Genomic DNA, 18,225 nt, shown 5'->3' on the forward strand with positions numbered 1-18,225 from the left:
GAAGCGGGCGTCAGGAGCGCGAACGCGTGGCGGCGCGGGCGAAGGTCTTGGCGAATTGGGTCTTGCCGTCGGCCGCCGTCGGCTGGTCCGGCGTCGCGGTTGCCGCCTTGGCCGGCGCCGTGCCGGACGGGCCGGTGCGCAGCGCGGGAGCGGCTGCCTGATGCGCCCTGGCCTGCACCGCCGTCTCGCCACGCTGGACCTTTTCCAGCCAGGCGAGAATGGTCCTGCGCTTGTAGACCGACAGGTCGCGGGTCACCGGCATGTAGTTCGGATCGGTCTCCGGCAGGGAGAAGGCCAGATGCAGGATGTCGGCGTGGCGGGCACAGGAGGCTTCGCTGCCGAGATCGACCAGATGCTTGCTCATGATCGGGTACAGGTTGCCGTACTGCGTCATGATCGGCGCGATGTCGTCCCAGGTCGGGTCGGCCGGCACGTCGAAATCGTCGCGGACATGCAGCGCGATGTAGTCGAACGACGACCGCGCCGTGTTGCTCTGGCCGGGGATGCGGTAGTCGATCAGGTAAACCTGTCCGTCGATGTAGCCGCGCGGGTTGCCGGGCGACGTGGTGGAGATGTCGAGGCGGGCGACGCCGTCCTCGTCCGCGACGATGGTGCCGCCGGTGGCCGGACCGCCGTTCACCGCGAAGGTCACCGCCGATTCCGGCACGCCCATGTCGGGGATCGGCGCGCTCGGCTGGTCGAGGCCGCCGCCACCGCCCTGGCCGGGGATGCGGCCCATCTGGGTGATGGCGATGGAGGCGCCGGGCACCGGGTGGCCGTAGCGGGTGGCGTAGACCAGCGATTCCGCCCGGCCGGCCCCGTCGATGCGGTGGACCAGCGGCTCGGCGCAGACATAGACGCCGTCCTGCGCCTCGCGGATGGCGACGATGCCATAGCCGAGGTCGAGGTCGGTGGCGCCGGGATTGGTGTCCGACACCGTCACCAGGGCGAGCGGGTTGGTCTTGGACAGCGCGAGCTGTTCGTCGGTCAGCCCGGCGGCGAAGACACCGGCGGTCCTGGCCAGCCAGTCCGGGGCGTCATAGGGGATGCGGGCGATGGGCAGGTAATTGTCCGGGGTGACCGGCGTGTTCTCCGTCACCGAGGCGTCGCGCAGGATGCCCAGCGTCATGGCGCCGATCGGATTGGGCGTGCCCTTGGCGTCGGTGATCTGAAGCGCGTTGGACAGGTCGAGGAAGGCGGTCCGCGACGGCTCGTCGATCTGGCCGGAGAAATAGGTGATGCCGGCCCAGCTGTAGGGGATGTTGTTGGCGGGGATGAAACGGCGGCCGCGGATGAAGGAAACCGGCTCGTCCTCCAGCTGCGGGCCGATGGTGCCCACCACCGTGCCCAGCGTGAAGCGCGGGTCCTTGACGTCGCCGATGAAGCCGAAGGTCGCCAGCCGGATCGACAGCATCCCGCCGGTGGTGGCGTCGCGCAGTTGTCGCAGGAACGGGCTGAGCATGGCGTCGTCGGCCCAGTCCACATTCTCCAGCACCGACTGGAAGGTGGAGGACGCCGCGCTGTCGTTCTGGGCGTTGATGTTCCGGGTGAACCACAGGTCGCGGAAGGGGTTCGGCTGATAACGGCCGCTGAAGAAGGGCGGGGTCTTGCCGTCGGTCAGCCGCACGTCCAGGCCCCAGGGGGCGGAGGCCACCTGCCATTGCGGGTCGATGTCGACCAGCTTGCCGCTGGTGCGGTCGGTCGAACCGCCGATCAGCATGCCCAGCGCGGCGTCGGCGCCCGGCGTATCGACGAAGCTGCCATCGGCGAGACCCAGCCCCACCACCTTGCAGTCGATCAGGCGGAAGGCGCCCGACCCGGTCGGGTTCCACCAGCCATTGGCGATATAGTCGCCATTCGGCAGCGTCTTCGTGAATTCCTGATAGGAAGGCTCGAAGCTTCCATTGTCGAAATGCCGGACGTCGTTGTTCACCGTCGAGACGTCGGCCTGGAAAATCCCTGAAAAGACGAGGCGCACCGGGTTCAGGAAACTCATGTCGATTCCTTTCCGTGAGGGCGCACGAAGCCGTGGCGGACCGGCCGCGCGGGATCGGGCGTATGCAAAGGCGGCCGCGGATGGCGGCCCACCCGCGCGGCAAGAAATTATTAGAATGAATGATGATCTATCGTTGATAACCACGCCCGTTCAATGGAAATTCTACAAAAATATTCTTTTTTTGCGTGCATTTCCGTGTATGCGGGCAGGGTGCCGGCGGCTTCCGTCCTACAGCTTCGCCGCCTCTTCGCTCATGCGCTGGCGCAGCCAGCCGTGGGAGGGGGAGCCGGTGTTGCGGCGGTGCCAGATCATCGACATCTCGTAGTCCCCGACATCGAAGGGCAGCGGGCTGGTGGCCAGCCCCATCGCATCGGCACAGAGCCGGGCCAGCCGGGCGGGCAGCGAGGTCAGCATCGGCGCCTGCCGCAGGATCATCGGGATCGCCAGGAACTGGGTGGTGGAGGCGGCGACCCGCCGCCTCGTGCCGAGTGCCGCCAGTTCGTCGTCGATGAAGCTGGTCAGCCCGCCGCGCAGCGACGGCATCAGGTGCGGATAGCGGGTGTAATCCTCCAGCCCGATCGGCGGGGTGACCGGAACGAGGTCGGGATTGAACAGGCAGACATGGGTTTCATGGTACAGCACCTGCCGGTCGTGCCAGCGCCGCAGTTCCGGCAGATAGCCGATGGCGAGGTCCAGCGTGCCGTCGTCCAGCGCGTTCAGCGTGGCGTCCGGATCCAGGTTGAGCAGCGAGACCGAGACGCGCAGGTCGCCCTCCGCCGCGTCGCGCAGGATGCCGGTCAGCAGAACCGCCTGCATCGAATCGGGGGTGGAGATGGTGAAGTTCCGCTCCTCCCGCTGGGGGTCGAAATCCTCCTCCGCCGACAGGGCGCGGGCCGCACCCACCAGCAGGTCGCGCAAGGGTTCGGCCAGACGCTGGGCGCGCGGCGTCGGCTCCATCCGGTTGCCGGTGCGCACGAACAGCGGGTCGCCCACCAGCGTGCGCAGCCGGCCCAGCGCGTGGCTGACCGCCGACTGGCTGACCCCCAGCGCGTCGGCGGCGCGGGAGACGTTGCGGGTTTCCAGCAGCGCGTCGAACACCTTGATCAGGTTGAGGTCGAGCGCCGGATTATGAATTGCTTTCATGACGATATGAACCAAAGCCACCTACTTCATTGTGCACTGGACGGTGTATTCTGTCGAGGCAGAGCTGACCCAGCAGCCGACAATCAAAAAACTTTCAATCCGTAGCCAACGCCCGCAACCGGGCAGCGGACCTGTCGTCGCCACCAGAAGCCGGCGGTTCCGTTCAGGGAGAAAGAGGCAAGAGCCATGGTTCGCATCAACGTCAACGGCGAGGAGCGTCAGGTCGACGTTCCCGAGGACATGCCGCTCCTGTGGGTTCTGCGGGACGAGCTGAACATGACCGGCACCAAGTTCGGCTGCGGCATCGCCCAGTGCGGCGCCTGCACCGTCCATGTCGACGGCACGCCGACCCGCGCCTGCCAGACCCCGGTCGGCATGCTGACGCCGGACAGCAGGATCACCACCATCGAAGGCGTAAAGGGCAAGGCGGCCCAGGCCGTCCAGGCGGCGTGGCAGAAGCTGGACGTCGTCCAGTGCGGCTATTGCCAGTCGGGCCAGATCATGAGCGCCATCGCGCTCTTGACCGACAACCAGAATCCGACCGACCAGGACATCGACGCGGCGATGGACGGCAATGTCTGCCGCTGCGCCACCTATGTCCGCATCCGCGCGGCGATCAAGGATGCCGCCCAGACGATGAGGGCCTGATCCATGCTGCATCATCTGATCCGTCAAGCCGCCCAACATGGTTTCGGCGACGGGCTGTCGCCGGTACCGCTGCCCGTTCCCTCGCGCCGCGGCTTTCTGAAGGCCATCGGCGCCGGGGCCGGCGTGCTGGTCGTCGGTGCGCATCTGCCGATGCCGGCGCTGGCGGCGGAGGCCGCGCCGAAGATCATCGGTCCGGCCGACCCGCGTCCGCATGCCTTCATCATCGTGGCGCCGGACAACACGGTCACCGTGCTGGCCAAGCATCTCGACAAGGGCCAGGGCATCGTCACCGGCATCGCCACCATCGCGGCGGAGGAACTGGACGCCGACTGGGCCCAGGTGCGCGGCGCCTTCGCCCCGGCCGACCAGAAGCTGTACGCCAACCATTTCTTCGGCCTGCAGGGCACCGGCGGCTCCACCGCCGTCGCCAACAGCTGGGACGAGCTGCGCATGGCCGGCGCCGCCGCCCGCGCCATGCTGGTCGCCGCTGCAGCCGCGCGCTGGAAGGTTCCGGCCGGCGAGGTGACGGTGTCGAAGGGCGTGGTCCGCCATGCCGCCAGCAACCGCAGCGCCACCTTCGGCGAACTGGCGGAGGAGGCGGCGAAGCTGCCGGTTCCGCAGCAGGTCAAGCTGAAGGACCCGAAGGACTATGTGCTGATCGGCAAGGCCGACCTGCACCGGCTGGACCACATCAGCAAGACCAACGGCACCGCCATCTTCTCGATGGACATCCGCCGCCCCGGTCAGGTGACGGCGGTGCTGGCCCGCAGCCCGCGCTTCGGCGGCACGGTCAAGAGCGTCGACGATGCCGCCGCCCGCAAGGTGCCGGGCGTCATCGACGTGGTCAGCCTGCCGGTCGGCGTCGCGGTGATCGCCAAGAACACCTGGGCCGCCATCAAGGGCCGCGAGGCGCTGACGGTGACCTGGGACGACGCGAAGGCCGAGACCCGCGGCACCGACGCCATGCTGGCCGATTACCGCAAGGCGGCGGAGAAGCCGGGATCGGTCGCCGCGAACAAGGGCGATGCCGAAAAGGCGATCGCCGACGCCAAGGCAAAGGGCGGTCATGTGGTGGACGGCGAGTTCGTCTTCCCCTACCTCGCCCATGCGCCGATGGAGCCGCTGAACGCCGTGGTGGCGCTGAACCCGGAGGGTGGCTGCACCATCTGGGCCGGGTCGCAGTTCCAGACGGTCGAACAGATGGTCGTCGCCCACATCCTGGGCTGCAAGCCGGAGCAGGTGAAGATCGACACGCAGTGGGCCGGCGGCAGCTTCGGCCGGCGCGCCACCACCAACGCCGACTACATCGCCGAGGCGGTGATGATCGCCAAGGCCTATCCCAAGGCCCCGGTGCATCTGGTCTGGACGCGCGAGGACGACATCAAGGGCGGCCGCTACCGTCCGCTGTTCCTGCACCGGATCACCGCGGCGGTCGATGCCAAGGGCGCCCTGGTCGGCTGGAAGCAGCGCATCGTCGGCCAGAGCTTCATGGCCGGCACGCCGTTCGAAGCGGTGATGGTCAAGGACGGCGTCGACGCGACGATGGTCGAGGGCGCCTCGGACATGGCCTATCCGGTGGCGAATCTGGCGGTCGACGCCCACACCCTCGCCTCGCCGGTCACCACCTTGTGGTGGCGTTCGGTCGGGCACACCCACACCGCCTATGCCAAGGAGGTGATGATCGACCGGCTCGCCAAGGCGGCCGGCAAGGACCCGGTGGCCTTCCGCATGGAGATGCTGAAGGACCATCCGCGTCTGGCCGGCGTGCTGAAGCTGGCGGCGGAGAAGGCGGGCTGGGGCCAGCCCCTGCCGCAGGGCAAGGGCCGTGGCGTCGCCGTTCATGAGAGCTTCAACACCTATGTCGCCCATGTCGCCGACGTGACGGTCGACGCCAAGGGGCAGGTCAAGGTCGACCGGGTGGTGGTCGCCGTCGATTGCGGCGAGGTCGTCAACCCGGACGTCGTCAAGGCGCAGATGGAGGGCGGCGCCGGCTGGGGCATCGGCCATGCGCTGCGCGGCGAGATCACCATGACCGACGGCGTGGTGGATCAGGCCAACTTCGACGGCTATCTGCCGCTGCGGATGTCCGACATGCCGAAGGTGGAGGTCCACATCGTGCCGTCGCACGAGCGGCCGACCGGCGCCGGCGAGCCGGGCGTCCCGACCGTGGCGCCGGCGGTGGCGAACGCCGTCTTCTCGGTGACCGGCCAGCCGTTGCAGACGCTGCCCTTCAGCCGGGGCGGCATCGTCAGCTGAGGCAGGCGACGATCCCGGCCGTCCATGTGGCGGCCGGGACATCGCCCTGGAAGCCCTCGTCAGCGCCGACGCCCTATCTCCTCCCGCACCTCGCGGAACCAGTGCAGTTTTTCCTCGAAGGGCAGGCGGGCAAGACCGCTGGGGGAGGGCACCACCACATCGGCGACCCCGTCGAACAGGCCGTGCTGCTGCACGCCCCAGGGGGCGTCGGGCAGGCCGGTCGCGGCCAGATAGACGCCCTTGCCGGTATAGGCCAGTACCCGCGGCCGGACGAAGCCGACGATCCGCGCCAGCCGCGGCACCCCGCCGCGCAGCTCCGCCCGCGACAGCTCGGCGGCGCTGGCGGTGGCACGGGCGACGAGGTTGGTGGAGCCGAGACCGATGGCCGGCAGGGTGACGTCCTCCTCCGGCCGGTAAAGCCGCGGCGTCAGACCAGACTCATACAGCAGGCGCCAGAACTGGTTGCCGCGCCCGGCATAGTGATGACCGAGCGCACCGGAACGCAGTCCGGGATTGAAGCCGACGAACAGACAGTCGAGCCCCGGCGCCACGATGTCCGGCAGCGGCCCGGCGGGCGGCGGCAAACCGTCCGGCAGGGGGGCCGGAACATCGTCGAACAGGTCCATGATGATGACATCCTCTCCGCAAGGGAGAGGAATATAGGACGCCGCCGCCCCGCTCAAAGCGAGGCGGCCACCGCCGGAGCGGGCGGGCTGCTGCGTTCGTCCTGGAGCAGGGCGAGGATGCGGTCGGTCATGCGCAGGGCCAGCGCCACGATGGTCATGGTCGGGTGGTCGGCGCCCATGGTCGGGAAGACGGAACTGCCGGCGATGTAGAGATTGCCCACGCCGTGGACGCGGCCATCGGGATCGACCACGCCGTGACGCGGCGAGTCATGCATGCGGGTGGTGCCCATATGGTGCCAGCACCAGCCGACATCGGCCATCGCCGCCTCGCCCATGTTCTTTTCGCCCATGCTCCCCCCGTCTTCCAGGGTGATGAGGCCGCGGCGCAGCAGATCCTCGCGCAGCAGGCGCTGCGTCTCGGTGGCGCCCCAGCGGTCCTGCGCGGTCAGGCGCCAGTCCACCTTCGGCAGGTTGCGGCCGAACGGGTCGGTGGCGTGGTCCAGCGTCACCCGGCTTTCGGGGTTGGGCACCGGTTCCAGCACCGTTTCCAGGGTGAAGCGGCGGGGGAGCCAGCCCGGATCGATGGCGCTGTCGAACAGCGCGTGGGCCAGCTGCGGCATGCTGCGCAGGATGCGCGGACCGGCGTTGCGCAGCAGGCTCGCCGCCTCGTCCTCCGACACGCCGAAGCGGCGGCAGCGGTGGCGCGAGGGCAGGAGGCGCAGGTCACGCATCGCCTTGAAGGCGTCCAGCGCCCCCGAATGGTAGGAGGCGACCAGATAGGTGCGGGAATTGGGCAGAGCGTGCCGTTGCTGGAGTTCCTCGGTCGGCGACAGGGCCAGGGCGATCGACGGGTGCGGCCGGCGCAGCCGCCGCCGGGCGAGGCACAGGCTGACGTCGTAGAGCGTGCGGTGGTGCCCCTGCCGGGTCAGGCGGATCGGCGAGGTCTTGAAGCGGGGATGGTCGGCGAAATAGCGGCCGACGAGGTCGTTGCCGTTGCCCAGCCCCGCCGCCTGGACCTTGTTGGACAGCAGCAGGATGCGGGCATTCTCGATCCCGCCGCAGCCCAGCACGAACAGCCGGGCGCCGACGGTGAAGCCGGGGCCGTCCAGCGTGCGGACCTGCACCCGCTCCACCGCCGTGGCGGAATGGTTGGTGTCCAGCCCGGTGACATTGGCGTTCAGGAAGGCGGTGATGTTGGCGGCCCGCCCGATGTCGGCACGATAGGCCTCGCCCATGCGGATCGGCGGGCTGAGCTGGGCGACGCGGTTCTCGAACGCGCTGCTGCTTCCGTCCTCGTTCTCCACCGGGATCAGTTCGGTCTTCGGCCCGCCGACCCGCTCCATCCAGTAGTCGTTGTCGTATTCGAAGGGTCCGAGGCCGAGCACGCCGTGCGAGCGCTCGTAATAGGGCATCATCGTGTCGCGCGGGATCGGCCAGCCGCTGCCGGGGATCCAGGGGCGCTCGGCGAAGTCGGTCCGCTCCAGCGGGCGGGAAAAGCCGCCCCAGCAGTTGGTGCTGCCGCCCAGATAGCGGCTGCGCGCGGTGGTCAGCCGCTCGTAGGGCAGGCCGACGTTGCGGCCGGCGTACAGCGCCTGGGAAATGCCGTCGACCTCCAGCCCGCCGCCTTCCAGCAGGACGACACTTAAGCTGCCGCCCGCCAACTCACGCGCGATGGTCAGGCCGGCGGCACCGCCGCCGATCACGCAGAGATCGCAGTCGATGTGCGTGCCGTTCAGGACATGGCGGGCGTCACGAAGCAAGCGGGCCTCCCTACCGGGCTCAAAAGCGTACCGGTTTCGAAATCATACCGGGGTCATAAGCCCCCTTTCTTGCCCCGGACGCGTGGCCTAGGCCGAGCACTCATTCGGCTATACCCCCGGCGCGTCCCCGTTGGTCCGGACGCTGCGAAAACGCGGCACCCCGCAGGAACCGGACGAACCGTTCCGGGGAGGGAACGACCGCCGCGCCCGGCGGTTGAGAAGGTGAAGAACGGTGCTTCGGTCCGGCCGCAGGCTTGGCTGCCGGGCACCGGAAACCTTGCAATTCCCTTGCAGTTCGAGGAGCCGCCGCCATGAAACGCCACCATCTTCTCGCGACCGCTGCGATGATCCTGTTCACCGCCCCCGCGCTGTCGCTGGCCCAGACGCCGGCACCGGCCAAGACGGCGACCGAGAAGGCCCAGACGGCGCAGCAGGACATGACCTTCGCCGAAAAGGCGGCGATCAGCGACATGTTCGAAATCCAGGCGGGCAAGCTGGCGCAGGACCAGGCGAAGGAGCAGGGCGTCAAGCAGTTCGGCAGCCACATGGTGGCCGACCACACCAAGACCTCCGACGCCATGAAGGCGATGGCCCAGCAGAAGTCGATGACCCTGCCGACCAAGCTCGATTCCGAACACCAGCAGAAGCTGGACAAGCTGCGCGGCCTGAAGGGCGATCAGTTCGATTCAGCCTACCTCCAGGGCCAGATGGACGCCCACCAGACCGCCATCACGCTGTTCCGCCAGCAGGCGGAGAACGGCAAGGACGCCGATCTGAAGCGCTTCGCCGAACAGAGCCTGCCGACGCTGGAACAGCATCTGCGCCAGGTCCGCGACCTGCGACCCAATGTTGCGTCCGCCGGAGGCGCCCAGCAGAGCACCAGCTTTGAAAAGATGATGGGCAAGGATGTCTATGGCGAGAACGGCAAGAAGCTGGGCGACGTCGCCGACATCATCCTCGACGCCCAGACCGGCAAGGCCACCCAGGTGATCCTGAACCGCGGCGGCGTGCTGGGCATCGGCGCCAAGCAGGTGGCGCTCGACTACAACCTGCTGCGCAGCGACGGCGACCGGGTCGTCGCCCGGCAGGTGACCGAGGATCAGGTCAAGCAGATGGCGGAGTTCAAGTACGACGACACCACCGTCTCGCTCGGCAAGCGCCACGGCGGCAGCGCAAGCGGCAGCAGCACCGACCACAACGCGACCGGCCATAGCACGGGTGCGGCCGGCGGCATGGACAGCACCCAGCCGCGCAATCCGCAGCCGAACCAGCAGTGATCCTGCACCGATTTCCTACACCCAGCCGCCCGCCGCCGGGACTCCACCTCCCGGCGGCGGCGATGGCCAACTGACGGAGAACACGCGATGGCGAATGCCAGCAAGAAGCATATGAGCCCCAGTGGGCAGGGCAAGGGCACCGGCACCGGGGCCAACACCGACCTGCCGGCCGGCTCCATCGGCGACAACGCCGTGCTGTCGAACCGCGACAAGTCCCGTCATTCCGACGCCCGCGGCCTGGACAGCAAGGCCGTGCAGACCGAACAGATGCAGGACCACGTTGCGAACCACAATCCGGACGACGACCGACCGGCGGAGGACCGCCCCGCCGACTAACCTCCGGTGATGGTTGGTGAGGTTCCCGAACGGGACCGGCACAGTCCGGTCCCGTTTTGCGTTTCCGTGCCGTGTCAGAACTGCTTCAGCAACCGGTCGATGTAGTTGCGTTCCTCCTGCGGGCGCCCGTATTGGCCGGAGCGGCGGCGGAGTTCGTCGAGGATTTCGCGGGCGCGCTGGAGTTCCGACTGCTCCGGAATCTTCACGTCGTTGGAATCCTGCATGCCGTAGCCGGACGGGCGGCGGCCCAGCGGGTCGCGGCCCCGGCCCTGGCGGGGCATCTGGCCCTGCTGGCCCATCATCGCCGGACCGCCCTGGCCCATCATCTGCTGGGCCATCTGTTCGGCCATGCCCTGCATGCCCTGCTGGAGCTGCTCCATCGCTTCGGTCTGCGACGGCACCGCGGCGCCGGGGGCGCCCTGCTGCAAGGCCTGGGCGGCGTCGCGCATGGCGCGTTCGGCGCGGCCCAGCGGTTGCGGGATTTCGCCGCCCTGCTGCTCGCCCATGCGCCGCATCAGCTCGCCCAACTGACGGCGCAGCGCCTCCTGCTGTTCGGCCTGCTTCTGCATGGTCGGGCTGCCGGAGTTCTGCTGTTGCTGTCCCTGCTGGTTCCGGCGCTGGTTCTGCTGGCGGCCGCGGGGCTGGTCGCCCTGCTGCCCCTGCTGGTCCATCGATTCCTGCGACTGGCGGAAGCTCTGGTCGAGGAGCTGCTGCTGCTGCTGCGCCAGCTTCTGCAACTGCTGCATCATCTCCCAGGACTGGTTCTGCTGTTGCTGGCCGTTCTGCTGGTTCATCTGCGCCATGGCGCCGGAGCGCATGTTCTCCAGCATCTGCTGAAGCTGGGACAGCATCTGGCGGGCAGCGTCGCGCGATCCCGTCTGCGCCATCTCGCGCATGCGGTCGAGCATCTGCTGGAGGTCGCCGCGGTCGGTCATCCTGTCGGCCAGCTCCGGCGGGACCATCGGGATCTGCTCGCCGCGCTGCATGGCCTCCAGCATGCGCTGTTCCATCGCGTCCATGAACTTGTCGAGGGCCGCCTGCAACTCGTCCATCAGGCGGTTCAGCTCCTCGTCGGAGGCGTTCTTGTCCAGCGCTTCCGACAGCCGCTTTTCGGCGTCGCGCAGATCCTTTTCCGCCAGCGACAGGCCGCCGTCCTCGATGCGCAGGGCGGTTTCCCACAGAAGCTGCTGGAGCGCCGGGACGGACTCGGCGCTCTGGTCCAGCATCAGCCGGGCCATGGCGGTGCGCAGGGACAGGAAGGCGACGATGTCGTTGCCGTAGCTGTCGGGGCGCGCGGAGATCTCCGCCAGGGCGCGGGCGACCTGGACGCGGGATTGCTGCGGGTTCCGGGTCAGGATTTTGCGCTGGTTGACGATGGCGCGGGCGACCGGGTGATTGAAGCTGCGTTCCGGCAGGATGATCGCCGCATCCTCCGACCGGCCGGTCTGGCCGGCGCCGTCGGTGGCGGTCAACCGCACCGTCACCGGCATCCCGGCCCAGGGGTGAGCGGTCAGATCCTGGAAGGCGGTGCCGTGCGCATCCTTCGGCCGGACGCCGGGAAGCGACAGCGGGAACTCCAGAACCTGCTCGGCTTCCGTCCTCGGCGCGTCCTTCGGCGGCGCATCTGCTTTCGCCGCGCCGGGGGCGGCCGGAACCTCCGGCGCGAGGCGGATCTGGGCCTTCACCTCGGTCAGGCCGTAATCGTCGCGGGCGGCATAGTCCAGCTTCAGCGCGCCGCGTTCGCCGGCGGCGGGCGGGGTGGCGTGGGCGATGATCGGCGCGCGGTCGGGCACCACCTGGATCGGCCAGGAGCCGAGCGTCCGCCCGCCCTGGGTGACGGCGATGCGGGTGCCGCCGGTCACCGGTTTCTGCACCTGGAAATTGGTGGAGTCCACCGCCTCGAACGGGCCGGTCTGGTCGCCGGCCTCCAGGCTGGGGGTACCGCTGCCGCCGGTGACGCGGGCCAGCACGAGGCTGCCCTGCGGGATGTGGACCGGCTGGTCGGCAGTCGGATTGCCGGCGGGATGGTCGGCGGAAGTTCCCGCCGCCTGCTGGGCGGCCGGCTTGGCGGTGGAGCCGGATTTCAGGAAGACCGGCGGCAGGCCGGTGTAGTCGGGCGGGTTGATCCAGAGGTCCAGCGTCGCCGCGGCGGTGACGGTGCCACCGGCGAACTGCGGGGTGAGGGCCGCGGCGATCCGCGGGCGCCAGTCTCCCCAGGCGGCGGCACCGGCGACCACCAGCGTCAGGATCACCAGCGCGCGCAGGGCATAGCGGTCGTGCGACGGCACCTCGGTCCCCGGCCAGGCGACGCGCAGGCCGCGCATGGCGGCGCGCGTGCGTTCCTGGTGCAGGCGCCACAGCGCCTGGGCGGTCGGGTCGTTGCCGGCGGGGCGGTCGCGCAGGGTGTGCAGCGGGCGGTGGGCGAGGCCGCTGTCCCGCTCCAGACGGCGGCGGGCCTCATCCTCCGCCGGGGCGCGGAAGCGGCGGATTCCGACGACGAGCGACAGCAGGAAGGCGGTGGCCAGCACCAGCAGGGCCAGCGCGTGCAGCCAGCCCGGCAGCAGGATCGGCAGGTTCAGCAGGGCGAGCACCAGGAAGGCGCCCAGCACCGACAGCGGCGCCCACAGCGCCGGCCCCAGCCGCTCCCACAACAGCGCCGCACGCGCCTGGGCAAGACGGAACCGGGGTTCCGTCACGCCGTCCGCCGGGTCCGCATTCCGGTCTCGCTCGGATCCGGCGTCGCCGCGTCGCTCGTTCTGCTTCATGCCGCCCCCTCCGCGCCGAAAGGCAGCCGGTCCGGCGGTTCGCCTGCCGCGGACCGGTGATGCTTCTCGCAAACCAATCATATAGGCGTCGCCCGCGGATTTTGCCCGCCGGTTCGTTCACCTCACGTCGATGGTACAGCCCATCATTGCGGGATGGCGAAACTATGACGCGCGGCGCCCGGCCGAAATTTCGGGAAGGAATTCCGGGAAGGACTGGCGTATCAGTCGCCGTCGCCGGCCGGCAGCGGCTTGGTCAGGGTGACGCGGCGTCGGGTCTCGCGGTGCAGGATGTAGAGGCCGCTCGCCATCACCACGGCGGCGCCGACGGCCATGGTCGTGGTCGGCACCTCTCCCCACATGAACCAGCCGAAGACGACCGCCAGCAGCAGCGAGGTGTAGTTCAGCGGCGCCACCACCGCGGCCGGAGCCAGTGAATAGGCGCGGGTCAGCATCAGCTGGCCGCAGCCGCCGAGAAGTCCGGTCGCCAGCAGCAGAAGCCAGCCCATCGCATCCGGGGTGACCCAGGAGAAGGGCAGCGACAGTCCCAGCAGCACGGTGGTCAGCAGGGTGAAGTAGAAGACGATGGTGTCCGGACGCTCCGTCCGGCTGAGCTGGCGGATGGCGATCATCGCCAGCGCGTTGGTCAGCGCGCCGAACAGCGCGATGATGGCGCCCAGGTTCAGCACGTCGCCGCTGGGCCGGACGATGATCAGCACGCCGGCGAAGCCGACCAGCACTGCGCTCCAGCGGTGGATGCCGACCTTCTCGCTCAGCAGCGGGACCGACAGGGCGGTGAGAAACAGCGGGGCGGCGAAGTTCAGCGCGATGGCGTCGCCCAGCGGCAGCAGATGGAAGGACCAGAACATGGCGACCATGGTGGTCAGCCCGATCAGCGACCGCCCCATATGGCCCCAGGCATAGCGGGTGCGCAGCGTGGTGGCGAACCCGGTGCCGAGATGGATCGACAGGCAGACCGGGATCAGCGCGAACAGGCTGCGGAAGAACATCACCTCGGTCACCGGGAAGCGGTCCATCAGGAGCTTCGCCAGGACGTTCATCAGCGAGAAGAACAGCACGGACATCAGCATCAAGGCGATGCCGCGGGGCGTGTTGTCGACGCGCTTGTGCGTAAGGGGGGTGGTTTCAGGCGGGGCTGTCACAATGCGCAGAGCCTACCAAGCGACAACGCCCGCGTCACGGTGTCGCGACGCGGGCGGTCATGCCGGGGTGGTATGGCGGTATTGCGTAAACCCGCTTCGGCGGCCCGTCAGGCCTGGACCTTGAACAGGCCGGAGACTTCGGCCTCGGCGCGCAGCCAGTGCTCCTGCTCGCGCCCGTCGGGGCAGCCTTCCTCCTGCCAGATCTGATAGGCGCGTTCCTGGATCATGCGGTTGCGCTGGCCGCTCAGCAGACCTTCGGCGATGTTCATGTTCAGGCGGGCGAGCGAGACCAGCTTGCTCGTCTCGATGGCGCCCTGGGTCGCCAGCATGGTGGTGGAGACGACATACTGCGCCAGATTGCGCAGGTTGGCCTTCACCTCCGGCTCCACCGGGCAGTCGCCGTTCAGCAGGACCGTCTTGATGGCGATCCACAGCTTCAGGTTCTGGTCCAGCGTGATGGACACCTTGTCCGGCGAGTCGGACTCCAGCAGGGCGCTGGCCGCCTGCAGCAGGACGATGCTGTCCTGTTCCACCGACGCGAAGTTGGTGCGCAGGATGGTGTCGGCCCAGCTTTCCACCGGAGCCTCGAACACCGGCGCATTCGCGGCAGCGGCGGGAGCGGTGGCGGGAGCGGCGGAGGAGGCGGTCTTGCGCTTGGTGGCCATGGTGGGTTCCCCAGGGAGCGTTCGGTCCGCGTCCACTTGAGCCAACCATGTTTAAGATGCGGTTAAGACGCTACCGTTGCGCGCGCTTTCCCTACACCAGACGCCGCGACACGATGTCTCCACCATCACGGCCGGTCACGGGCCGCCGAAAGGCAAGCGGTAGTAAAAGCCGAAGACGTTGTTGGTGCCGGCCGCCGGATCGCCGGCTGCGGCGTCGTTGACGATGCGGCTGTAGCCCAGGCTGAAGCGGGACTTGTTGTCGAACTCGTATCCCAATTCCAGCTGCGAGCGGAACTCTGTGGTCGGCGCGCCTTCGCGCCGGGCGGTGGGCAGGGTGCCGGCGCCGACGCTGGGGGTGAAGACGAAGGAGCCGAGCGGCACGTCGACCAGCACGCCGCCGCTCAAGCCCCCGGACAGGCCGCGGGAAAGACCGGTCACGCCGCCGCGCGGGGTCAGGCTGCTGCCGGTGCCGGGACCGATCCAGGGCTGGATGTTGACATAGGGTTCGATCTGCGGGATCAGCGAAGACCCGATCCGGACCTTGCTGTTCAGGACACTCAGGTTGCTTTCCGGGGGGGGCTGAAGGCTGTAGGCGAGGCCGCCCAGCGCCCAGTTGCCGAACCGGCCGTCGGCGTCGATGGATTCCGCCCGCGCCATGCCGTTGCCCATCAGGGCAAGCCCGAGCAGGCAGCCGGCCAGGGTGGCCGGCAGACGGTTCCTCCGGTGGCTGGACAGGCGTTTCACGGGCACCCCCCTCCCCATGGCCCTCGCAATGGCAAATCGGGTCGGACCATGCGGTCCAGCCACTATAACGAAGGGGCGTGGCAACTGACCCATGGTGTATCGGCACTACCCCTAGGATGTCGTCATTGCCATCTGCGTTTCAACCATGAAAGCAGGAGCGGGGCAGGATCAGGCTCTGTTATTCTATCGGCATGACCGCGCATCCCGCCGAACCCCGTGCTGGCTCCGGGTCGCAAGGGGAGGTGATCGCCTTCCTCGGCGATCCGCGCACCCATGGCGGGCAGGCGGTGCAGCGAATCGACACCCATGCCGCCCTGGTCTTCCTGGCGGGTGACCGGGCGCTGAAGCTGAAGCGCGCGGTGCGCTATCCCTATCTGGACTATTCGACGGTGGAGAAGCGCCAGGCCGCCTGCGTGGCGGAACTGGCGATCAACCGCCGCAGCGCGCCGACGCTCTACCGCGGCGTGGTCGCCATCTGCCGCGGTATCGATGGCCGCCTGCGGCTGGATGAGGATGGCGGGGGAGACGGGGACGCCGTCGACTGGCTGGTGGAGATGGCGCGTTTCCCCGACGAGTCGCTGTTCGACCGCATGGCGGAGCGGCAGGCGCTGACCCTCCCTCTGATGCATCGTCTGGCCGAGCGGATCGCCGCCTTCCATCGCGAGGCCGCTCCCCGGCCGGAGGGGGGAGGGCTGGAGGCGATGCTGGCGGTGGCCGACGGCAACTTCGAGGACCTGCGTGCCGCGCCGGACCTGTTCCCCGCCACGGCGGTAGAGCGGCTGGCGGAGCGTACGGGCGACGCGCTCGACCGGCTGGCGCCACTGCTGGAGGAGCGGCGGCGGGCGGGGTTCGTCCGCCATGGCCATGGCGACCTGCATCTGCGCAACATCGTCCTGCGGGACGGCGAGCCGACCCTGTTCGACGCCATCGAGTTCGACGAGGCGCTGGCGGTGGCCGACGTCTTTTACGACCTCGCCTTCCTGCTGATGGATCTGGATCACCGCGGGTTGCGGCCGCTGGGCAATGCGGTGCTGAACCGTTACCTGGAGGAAACCGGCGATTACGGCGGGCTGGCGGCGCTGCCGCTGTTCCTGTCGCTGCGTGCGGCGGTGCGGGCCAAGGTGTCGGCCGCCGCACTGCGGCTTGGGGGACGTGCGGAGGGATTGGCCGACGAGGCGCGGCGTTATCTGGACCATGCGCTTGCTGCGCTGGAACCGGCTCCGGCGCGGCTGGTCGCGGTCGGCGGGCTGTCGGGCAGCGGCAAGACGCGGCTTGCCCAGCGGATCGCGCCGGAGCTTGGCCCGGCACCCGGTGCGGTGGTTCTGCGCAGTGATGTGTTGCGCAAGCGGCTGTGCGGGGTCGCCGACACTGACCGGCTGCCGGACGAGGGCTATGCCCCGGCGGTGACCGGGCGGGTCTATGCCGAGCTTTACCGGCGGGCGGCGGCGGTGCTGGCCGCTGGCCACGCCGTGGTGGTCGATGCGGTCAGTGCCCGGCCGGACGAACGCCGCCGGATCGAGGCCATCGCGGCGGAGGCCGGGGTGCGGTTCGACGGCATCTGGATGGAGGCGCCCTTGGCGGAGCGGATGGCGCGTGTGACCAATCGTCGCAACGATGCCTCCGACGCCACCGCCGAGGTGGCGAAACGGCAGGAATCCTACGATTTGGGGACCATCGGCTGGACGCGCCTGGATTCTGGCAGGGTTGCGTCGGATGTGCTGGACGACGCCCGTGCAAGCTTGGCCTAATTCCAGGTGAGACAACGCGTCGAGGGCCATATCCTGAAGGTTGGCGGCCTCCGCTCCGGGCCGCGGACCGCAGCGACGACGGGGCGAATGACGGCATGGTGGGAATCGTCCGCCGCACCGGCGGGCGGACCGCCGCCGTCCGGGAAGGGCCGCTCGAACCGGTCCGGGAGGAGTCCATGACCTACAAGACCATCCTTGTGCCGCTGTGCGGCAGTGACAACGATCCGGTGGCCCTGAAGGGTGCGGTGGCGGTGGCGCGGGACTTCGACGCCCACCTCGTCGGCCTGTTCGTCCGCCTCGACCCGCGCGATGCCGTGCCGATGCTGGGCGAAGGCATGTCCGGCGCCATGGTGGACGAGATCATGCGCGCGGCGGAGACCGAGTCGAACAATCATCGCGCCGCCGCCCGACGCCATTTCGAGACCGCGGTTGCCGAGGCCGGCTTCGAGATCCGCGACGTCCCCGGCGGGGTCGAGGCGCCGTCCGCCTCCTGGCGCGAGGTGATCGGCCGGATCGAGGACGTGGTGCCGGCGGAAGGCCGCCTGTCCGACCTGATCGTCTGCGCCCACACCTCCATCGAGGCCGACACGCAGGGCTACACCACCATGGAAACGGCGCTGCTGGGTTCGGCCCGGCCGGTGCTGCTGGTGCCGAAGACTCTGCCGGTGGAGATCGGCCACACCGTCGCCGTCGCCTGGAACGGCAAGACGGAGGCGACGCGCGCCGTCGCCGCGGCCCTGCCCTTCCTGCGCAGCGCCGACCGCACCCATGTCCTGACCGCCGAAACTTCGGTGACGGAAGGCGCGACAGGACGCCGCATTGCCCAATATCTCGCTTGGCAGGGGGTTAACCCTGAGTTAACTATATTGCATCCGGGATCGGAACCCGTTGGGGAGACGGTCACCAAGAAAGCCGTGGAGCTGGGCGCCGACCTGCTGGTTATGGGCGGCTATGGCCACAGCCGGATGCGGGAAATGATCCTGGGCGGTGTCACGCGCTACGTGCTGAACCACGCCGGGCTGCCGGTTCTGATGGCTCACTGATTTTTCGCCGGTTTTCGGCCGCGCGGTTTCCCCGCCGCCTGGTTTGGCGGGGTGCCGT

14 protein-coding genes are annotated in these 18,225 nt (G+C 68.9%); 6 read left to right on the top strand and 8 right to left on the bottom strand.

The annotated features are described in order from the left end of the window. Positions 1-10 precede the first annotated feature (10 nt). Positions 11-1,996 carry a hypothetical protein gene (locus J2848_RS31820; protein ID WP_149234731.1) on the bottom strand — a complete coding sequence of 662 codons (1,986 nt, stop codon included), beginning with the start codon at positions 1,994-1,996 and terminating at the stop codon, positions 11-13. A 228-nt stretch (positions 1,997-2,224) separates the two neighbouring features. Next, on the bottom strand, positions 2,225-3,139 hold the full coding sequence (locus tag J2848_RS31825; RefSeq protein ID WP_149234732.1) for a LysR family transcriptional regulator: 915 nt from the start codon (positions 3,137-3,139) through the stop codon (positions 2,225-2,227). A 186-nt stretch (positions 3,140-3,325) separates the two neighbouring features. Here J2848_RS31825 and J2848_RS31830 point away from each other — a divergent pair, with 186 nt between their 5' ends. After that, positions 3,326-3,787 carry a (2Fe-2S)-binding protein gene (locus tag J2848_RS31830; protein WP_149234733.1) on the top strand — a complete coding sequence of 154 codons (462 nt, stop codon included), beginning with the start codon at positions 3,326-3,328 and terminating at the stop codon, positions 3,785-3,787. Positions 3,788-3,790: 3 nt separating this feature from the next. Then, positions 3,791-6,043: a xanthine dehydrogenase family protein molybdopterin-binding subunit gene (locus J2848_RS31835; protein WP_149234734.1), complete on the top strand. Its 2,253-nt coding sequence runs from the start codon at positions 3,791-3,793 to the stop codon at positions 6,041-6,043. A 59-nt stretch (positions 6,044-6,102) separates the two neighbouring features. Here the strand turns inward: J2848_RS31835 and J2848_RS31840 are convergent, their stop codons facing one another. After that, complete coding sequence (locus tag J2848_RS31840) at positions 6,103-6,669, bottom strand: mismatch-specific DNA-glycosylase (RefSeq protein WP_149234735.1); 567 nt, start codon at positions 6,667-6,669, stop codon at positions 6,103-6,105. A 53-nt stretch (positions 6,670-6,722) separates the two neighbouring features. Further along, positions 6,723-8,429 carry a GMC oxidoreductase gene (locus J2848_RS31845; protein WP_149234736.1) on the bottom strand — a complete coding sequence of 569 codons (1,707 nt, stop codon included), beginning with the start codon at positions 8,427-8,429 and terminating at the stop codon, positions 6,723-6,725. A gap of 311 nt (positions 8,430-8,740) precedes the next feature. On the opposite strand from J2848_RS31845, the gene J2848_RS31850 reads away from it, so the two are divergent. Then, positions 8,741-9,706 carry a DUF4142 domain-containing protein gene (locus tag J2848_RS31850; RefSeq protein ID WP_149234737.1) on the top strand — a complete coding sequence of 322 codons (966 nt, stop codon included), beginning with the start codon at positions 8,741-8,743 and terminating at the stop codon, positions 9,704-9,706. An 87-nt stretch (positions 9,707-9,793) separates the two neighbouring features. Then, the gene (locus J2848_RS31855; protein ID WP_149234738.1) at positions 9,794-10,042 is read left to right on the top strand and encodes a hypothetical protein; all 249 of its coding nucleotides are present in this window, start codon (positions 9,794-9,796) and stop codon (positions 10,040-10,042) included. A 74-nt stretch (positions 10,043-10,116) separates the two neighbouring features. Here J2848_RS31855 and J2848_RS31860 read toward each other — a convergent pair whose 3' ends face one another. The 4 genes from J2848_RS31860 to J2848_RS31875 all read right to left on the bottom strand — a co-directional run bounded on the left by J2848_RS31860 (position 10,117) and on the right by J2848_RS31875 (position 15,376). After that, positions 10,117-12,807: a TIGR02302 family protein gene (locus J2848_RS31860; protein WP_149234739.1), complete on the bottom strand. Its 2,691-nt coding sequence runs from the start codon at positions 12,805-12,807 to the stop codon at positions 10,117-10,119. 221 nt (positions 12,808-13,028) lie between these two features. Then, on the bottom strand, positions 13,029-13,967 hold the full coding sequence (locus J2848_RS31865; protein ID WP_149234740.1) for a DMT family transporter: 939 nt from the start codon (positions 13,965-13,967) through the stop codon (positions 13,029-13,031). Positions 13,968-14,074: 107 nt separating this feature from the next. Further along, positions 14,075-14,632, bottom strand: coding sequence for a DUF2934 domain-containing protein (locus J2848_RS31870; RefSeq protein WP_149234741.1), 558 nt, complete (start codon positions 14,630-14,632; stop codon positions 14,075-14,077). Between the two features lie 135 nt (positions 14,633-14,767). Further along, positions 14,768-15,376 (bottom strand): hypothetical protein, encoded by a 609-nt coding sequence (locus tag J2848_RS31875; RefSeq protein WP_246194358.1) that lies wholly within the window; start codon positions 15,374-15,376, stop codon positions 14,768-14,770. 191 nt (positions 15,377-15,567) lie between these two features. Between J2848_RS31875 and J2848_RS31880 the strand changes: the two genes are divergently transcribed. After that, positions 15,568-17,124, top strand: coding sequence for a bifunctional aminoglycoside phosphotransferase/ATP-binding protein (locus tag J2848_RS31880; RefSeq protein ID WP_149234743.1), 1,557 nt, complete (start codon positions 15,568-15,570; stop codon positions 17,122-17,124). Positions 17,125-17,219: 95 nt separating this feature from the next. After that, positions 17,220-18,167, top strand: a complete 948-nt coding sequence (locus J2848_RS31885) for a universal stress protein (protein WP_246194360.1) — start codon at positions 17,220-17,222, stop codon at positions 18,165-18,167. The last annotated feature ends 58 nt before the right edge of the window (positions 18,168-18,225 follow it).

This window comes from Azospirillum lipoferum (genome assembly GCF_024170005.1).
Lineage (GTDB): Bacteria > Pseudomonadota > Alphaproteobacteria > Azospirillales > Azospirillaceae > Azospirillum > Azospirillum lipoferum.

What these genes read in the sequence shown, in the direction of transcription:
- J2848_RS31880 (WP_149234743.1), top strand. Translation starts at nt 15,568, where the DNA reads ATGACCGCGCATCCCGCCGAACCCCGTGCTGGCTCCGGGTCGCAAGGG.
- J2848_RS31870 (WP_149234741.1), bottom strand. Translation starts at nt 14,632, where the DNA reads ATGGCCACCAAGCGCAAGACCGCCTCCTCCGCCGCTCCCGCCACCGCT.
- J2848_RS31825 (WP_149234732.1), bottom strand. Translation starts at nt 3,139, where the DNA reads ATGAAAGCAATTCATAATCCGGCGCTCGACCTCAACCTGATCAAGGTG.
- J2848_RS31885 (WP_246194360.1), top strand. Translation starts at nt 17,220, where the DNA reads ATGGTGGGAATCGTCCGCCGCACCGGCGGGCGGACCGCCGCCGTCCGG.
- J2848_RS31830 (WP_149234733.1), top strand. Translation starts at nt 3,326, where the DNA reads ATGGTTCGCATCAACGTCAACGGCGAGGAGCGTCAGGTCGACGTTCCC.
- J2848_RS31820 (WP_149234731.1), bottom strand. Translation starts at nt 1,996, where the DNA reads ATGAGTTTCCTGAACCCGGTGCGCCTCGTCTTTTCAGGGATTTTCCAG.
- J2848_RS31835 (WP_149234734.1), top strand. Translation starts at nt 3,791, where the DNA reads ATGCTGCATCATCTGATCCGTCAAGCCGCCCAACATGGTTTCGGCGAC.
- J2848_RS31855 (WP_149234738.1), top strand. Translation starts at nt 9,794, where the DNA reads ATGGCGAATGCCAGCAAGAAGCATATGAGCCCCAGTGGGCAGGGCAAG.
- J2848_RS31850 (WP_149234737.1), top strand. Translation starts at nt 8,741, where the DNA reads ATGAAACGCCACCATCTTCTCGCGACCGCTGCGATGATCCTGTTCACC.
- J2848_RS31860 (WP_149234739.1), bottom strand. Translation starts at nt 12,807, where the DNA reads ATGAAGCAGAACGAGCGACGCGGCGACGCCGGATCCGAGCGAGACCGG.
- J2848_RS31840 (WP_149234735.1), bottom strand. Translation starts at nt 6,669, where the DNA reads ATGGACCTGTTCGACGATGTTCCGGCCCCCCTGCCGGACGGTTTGCCG.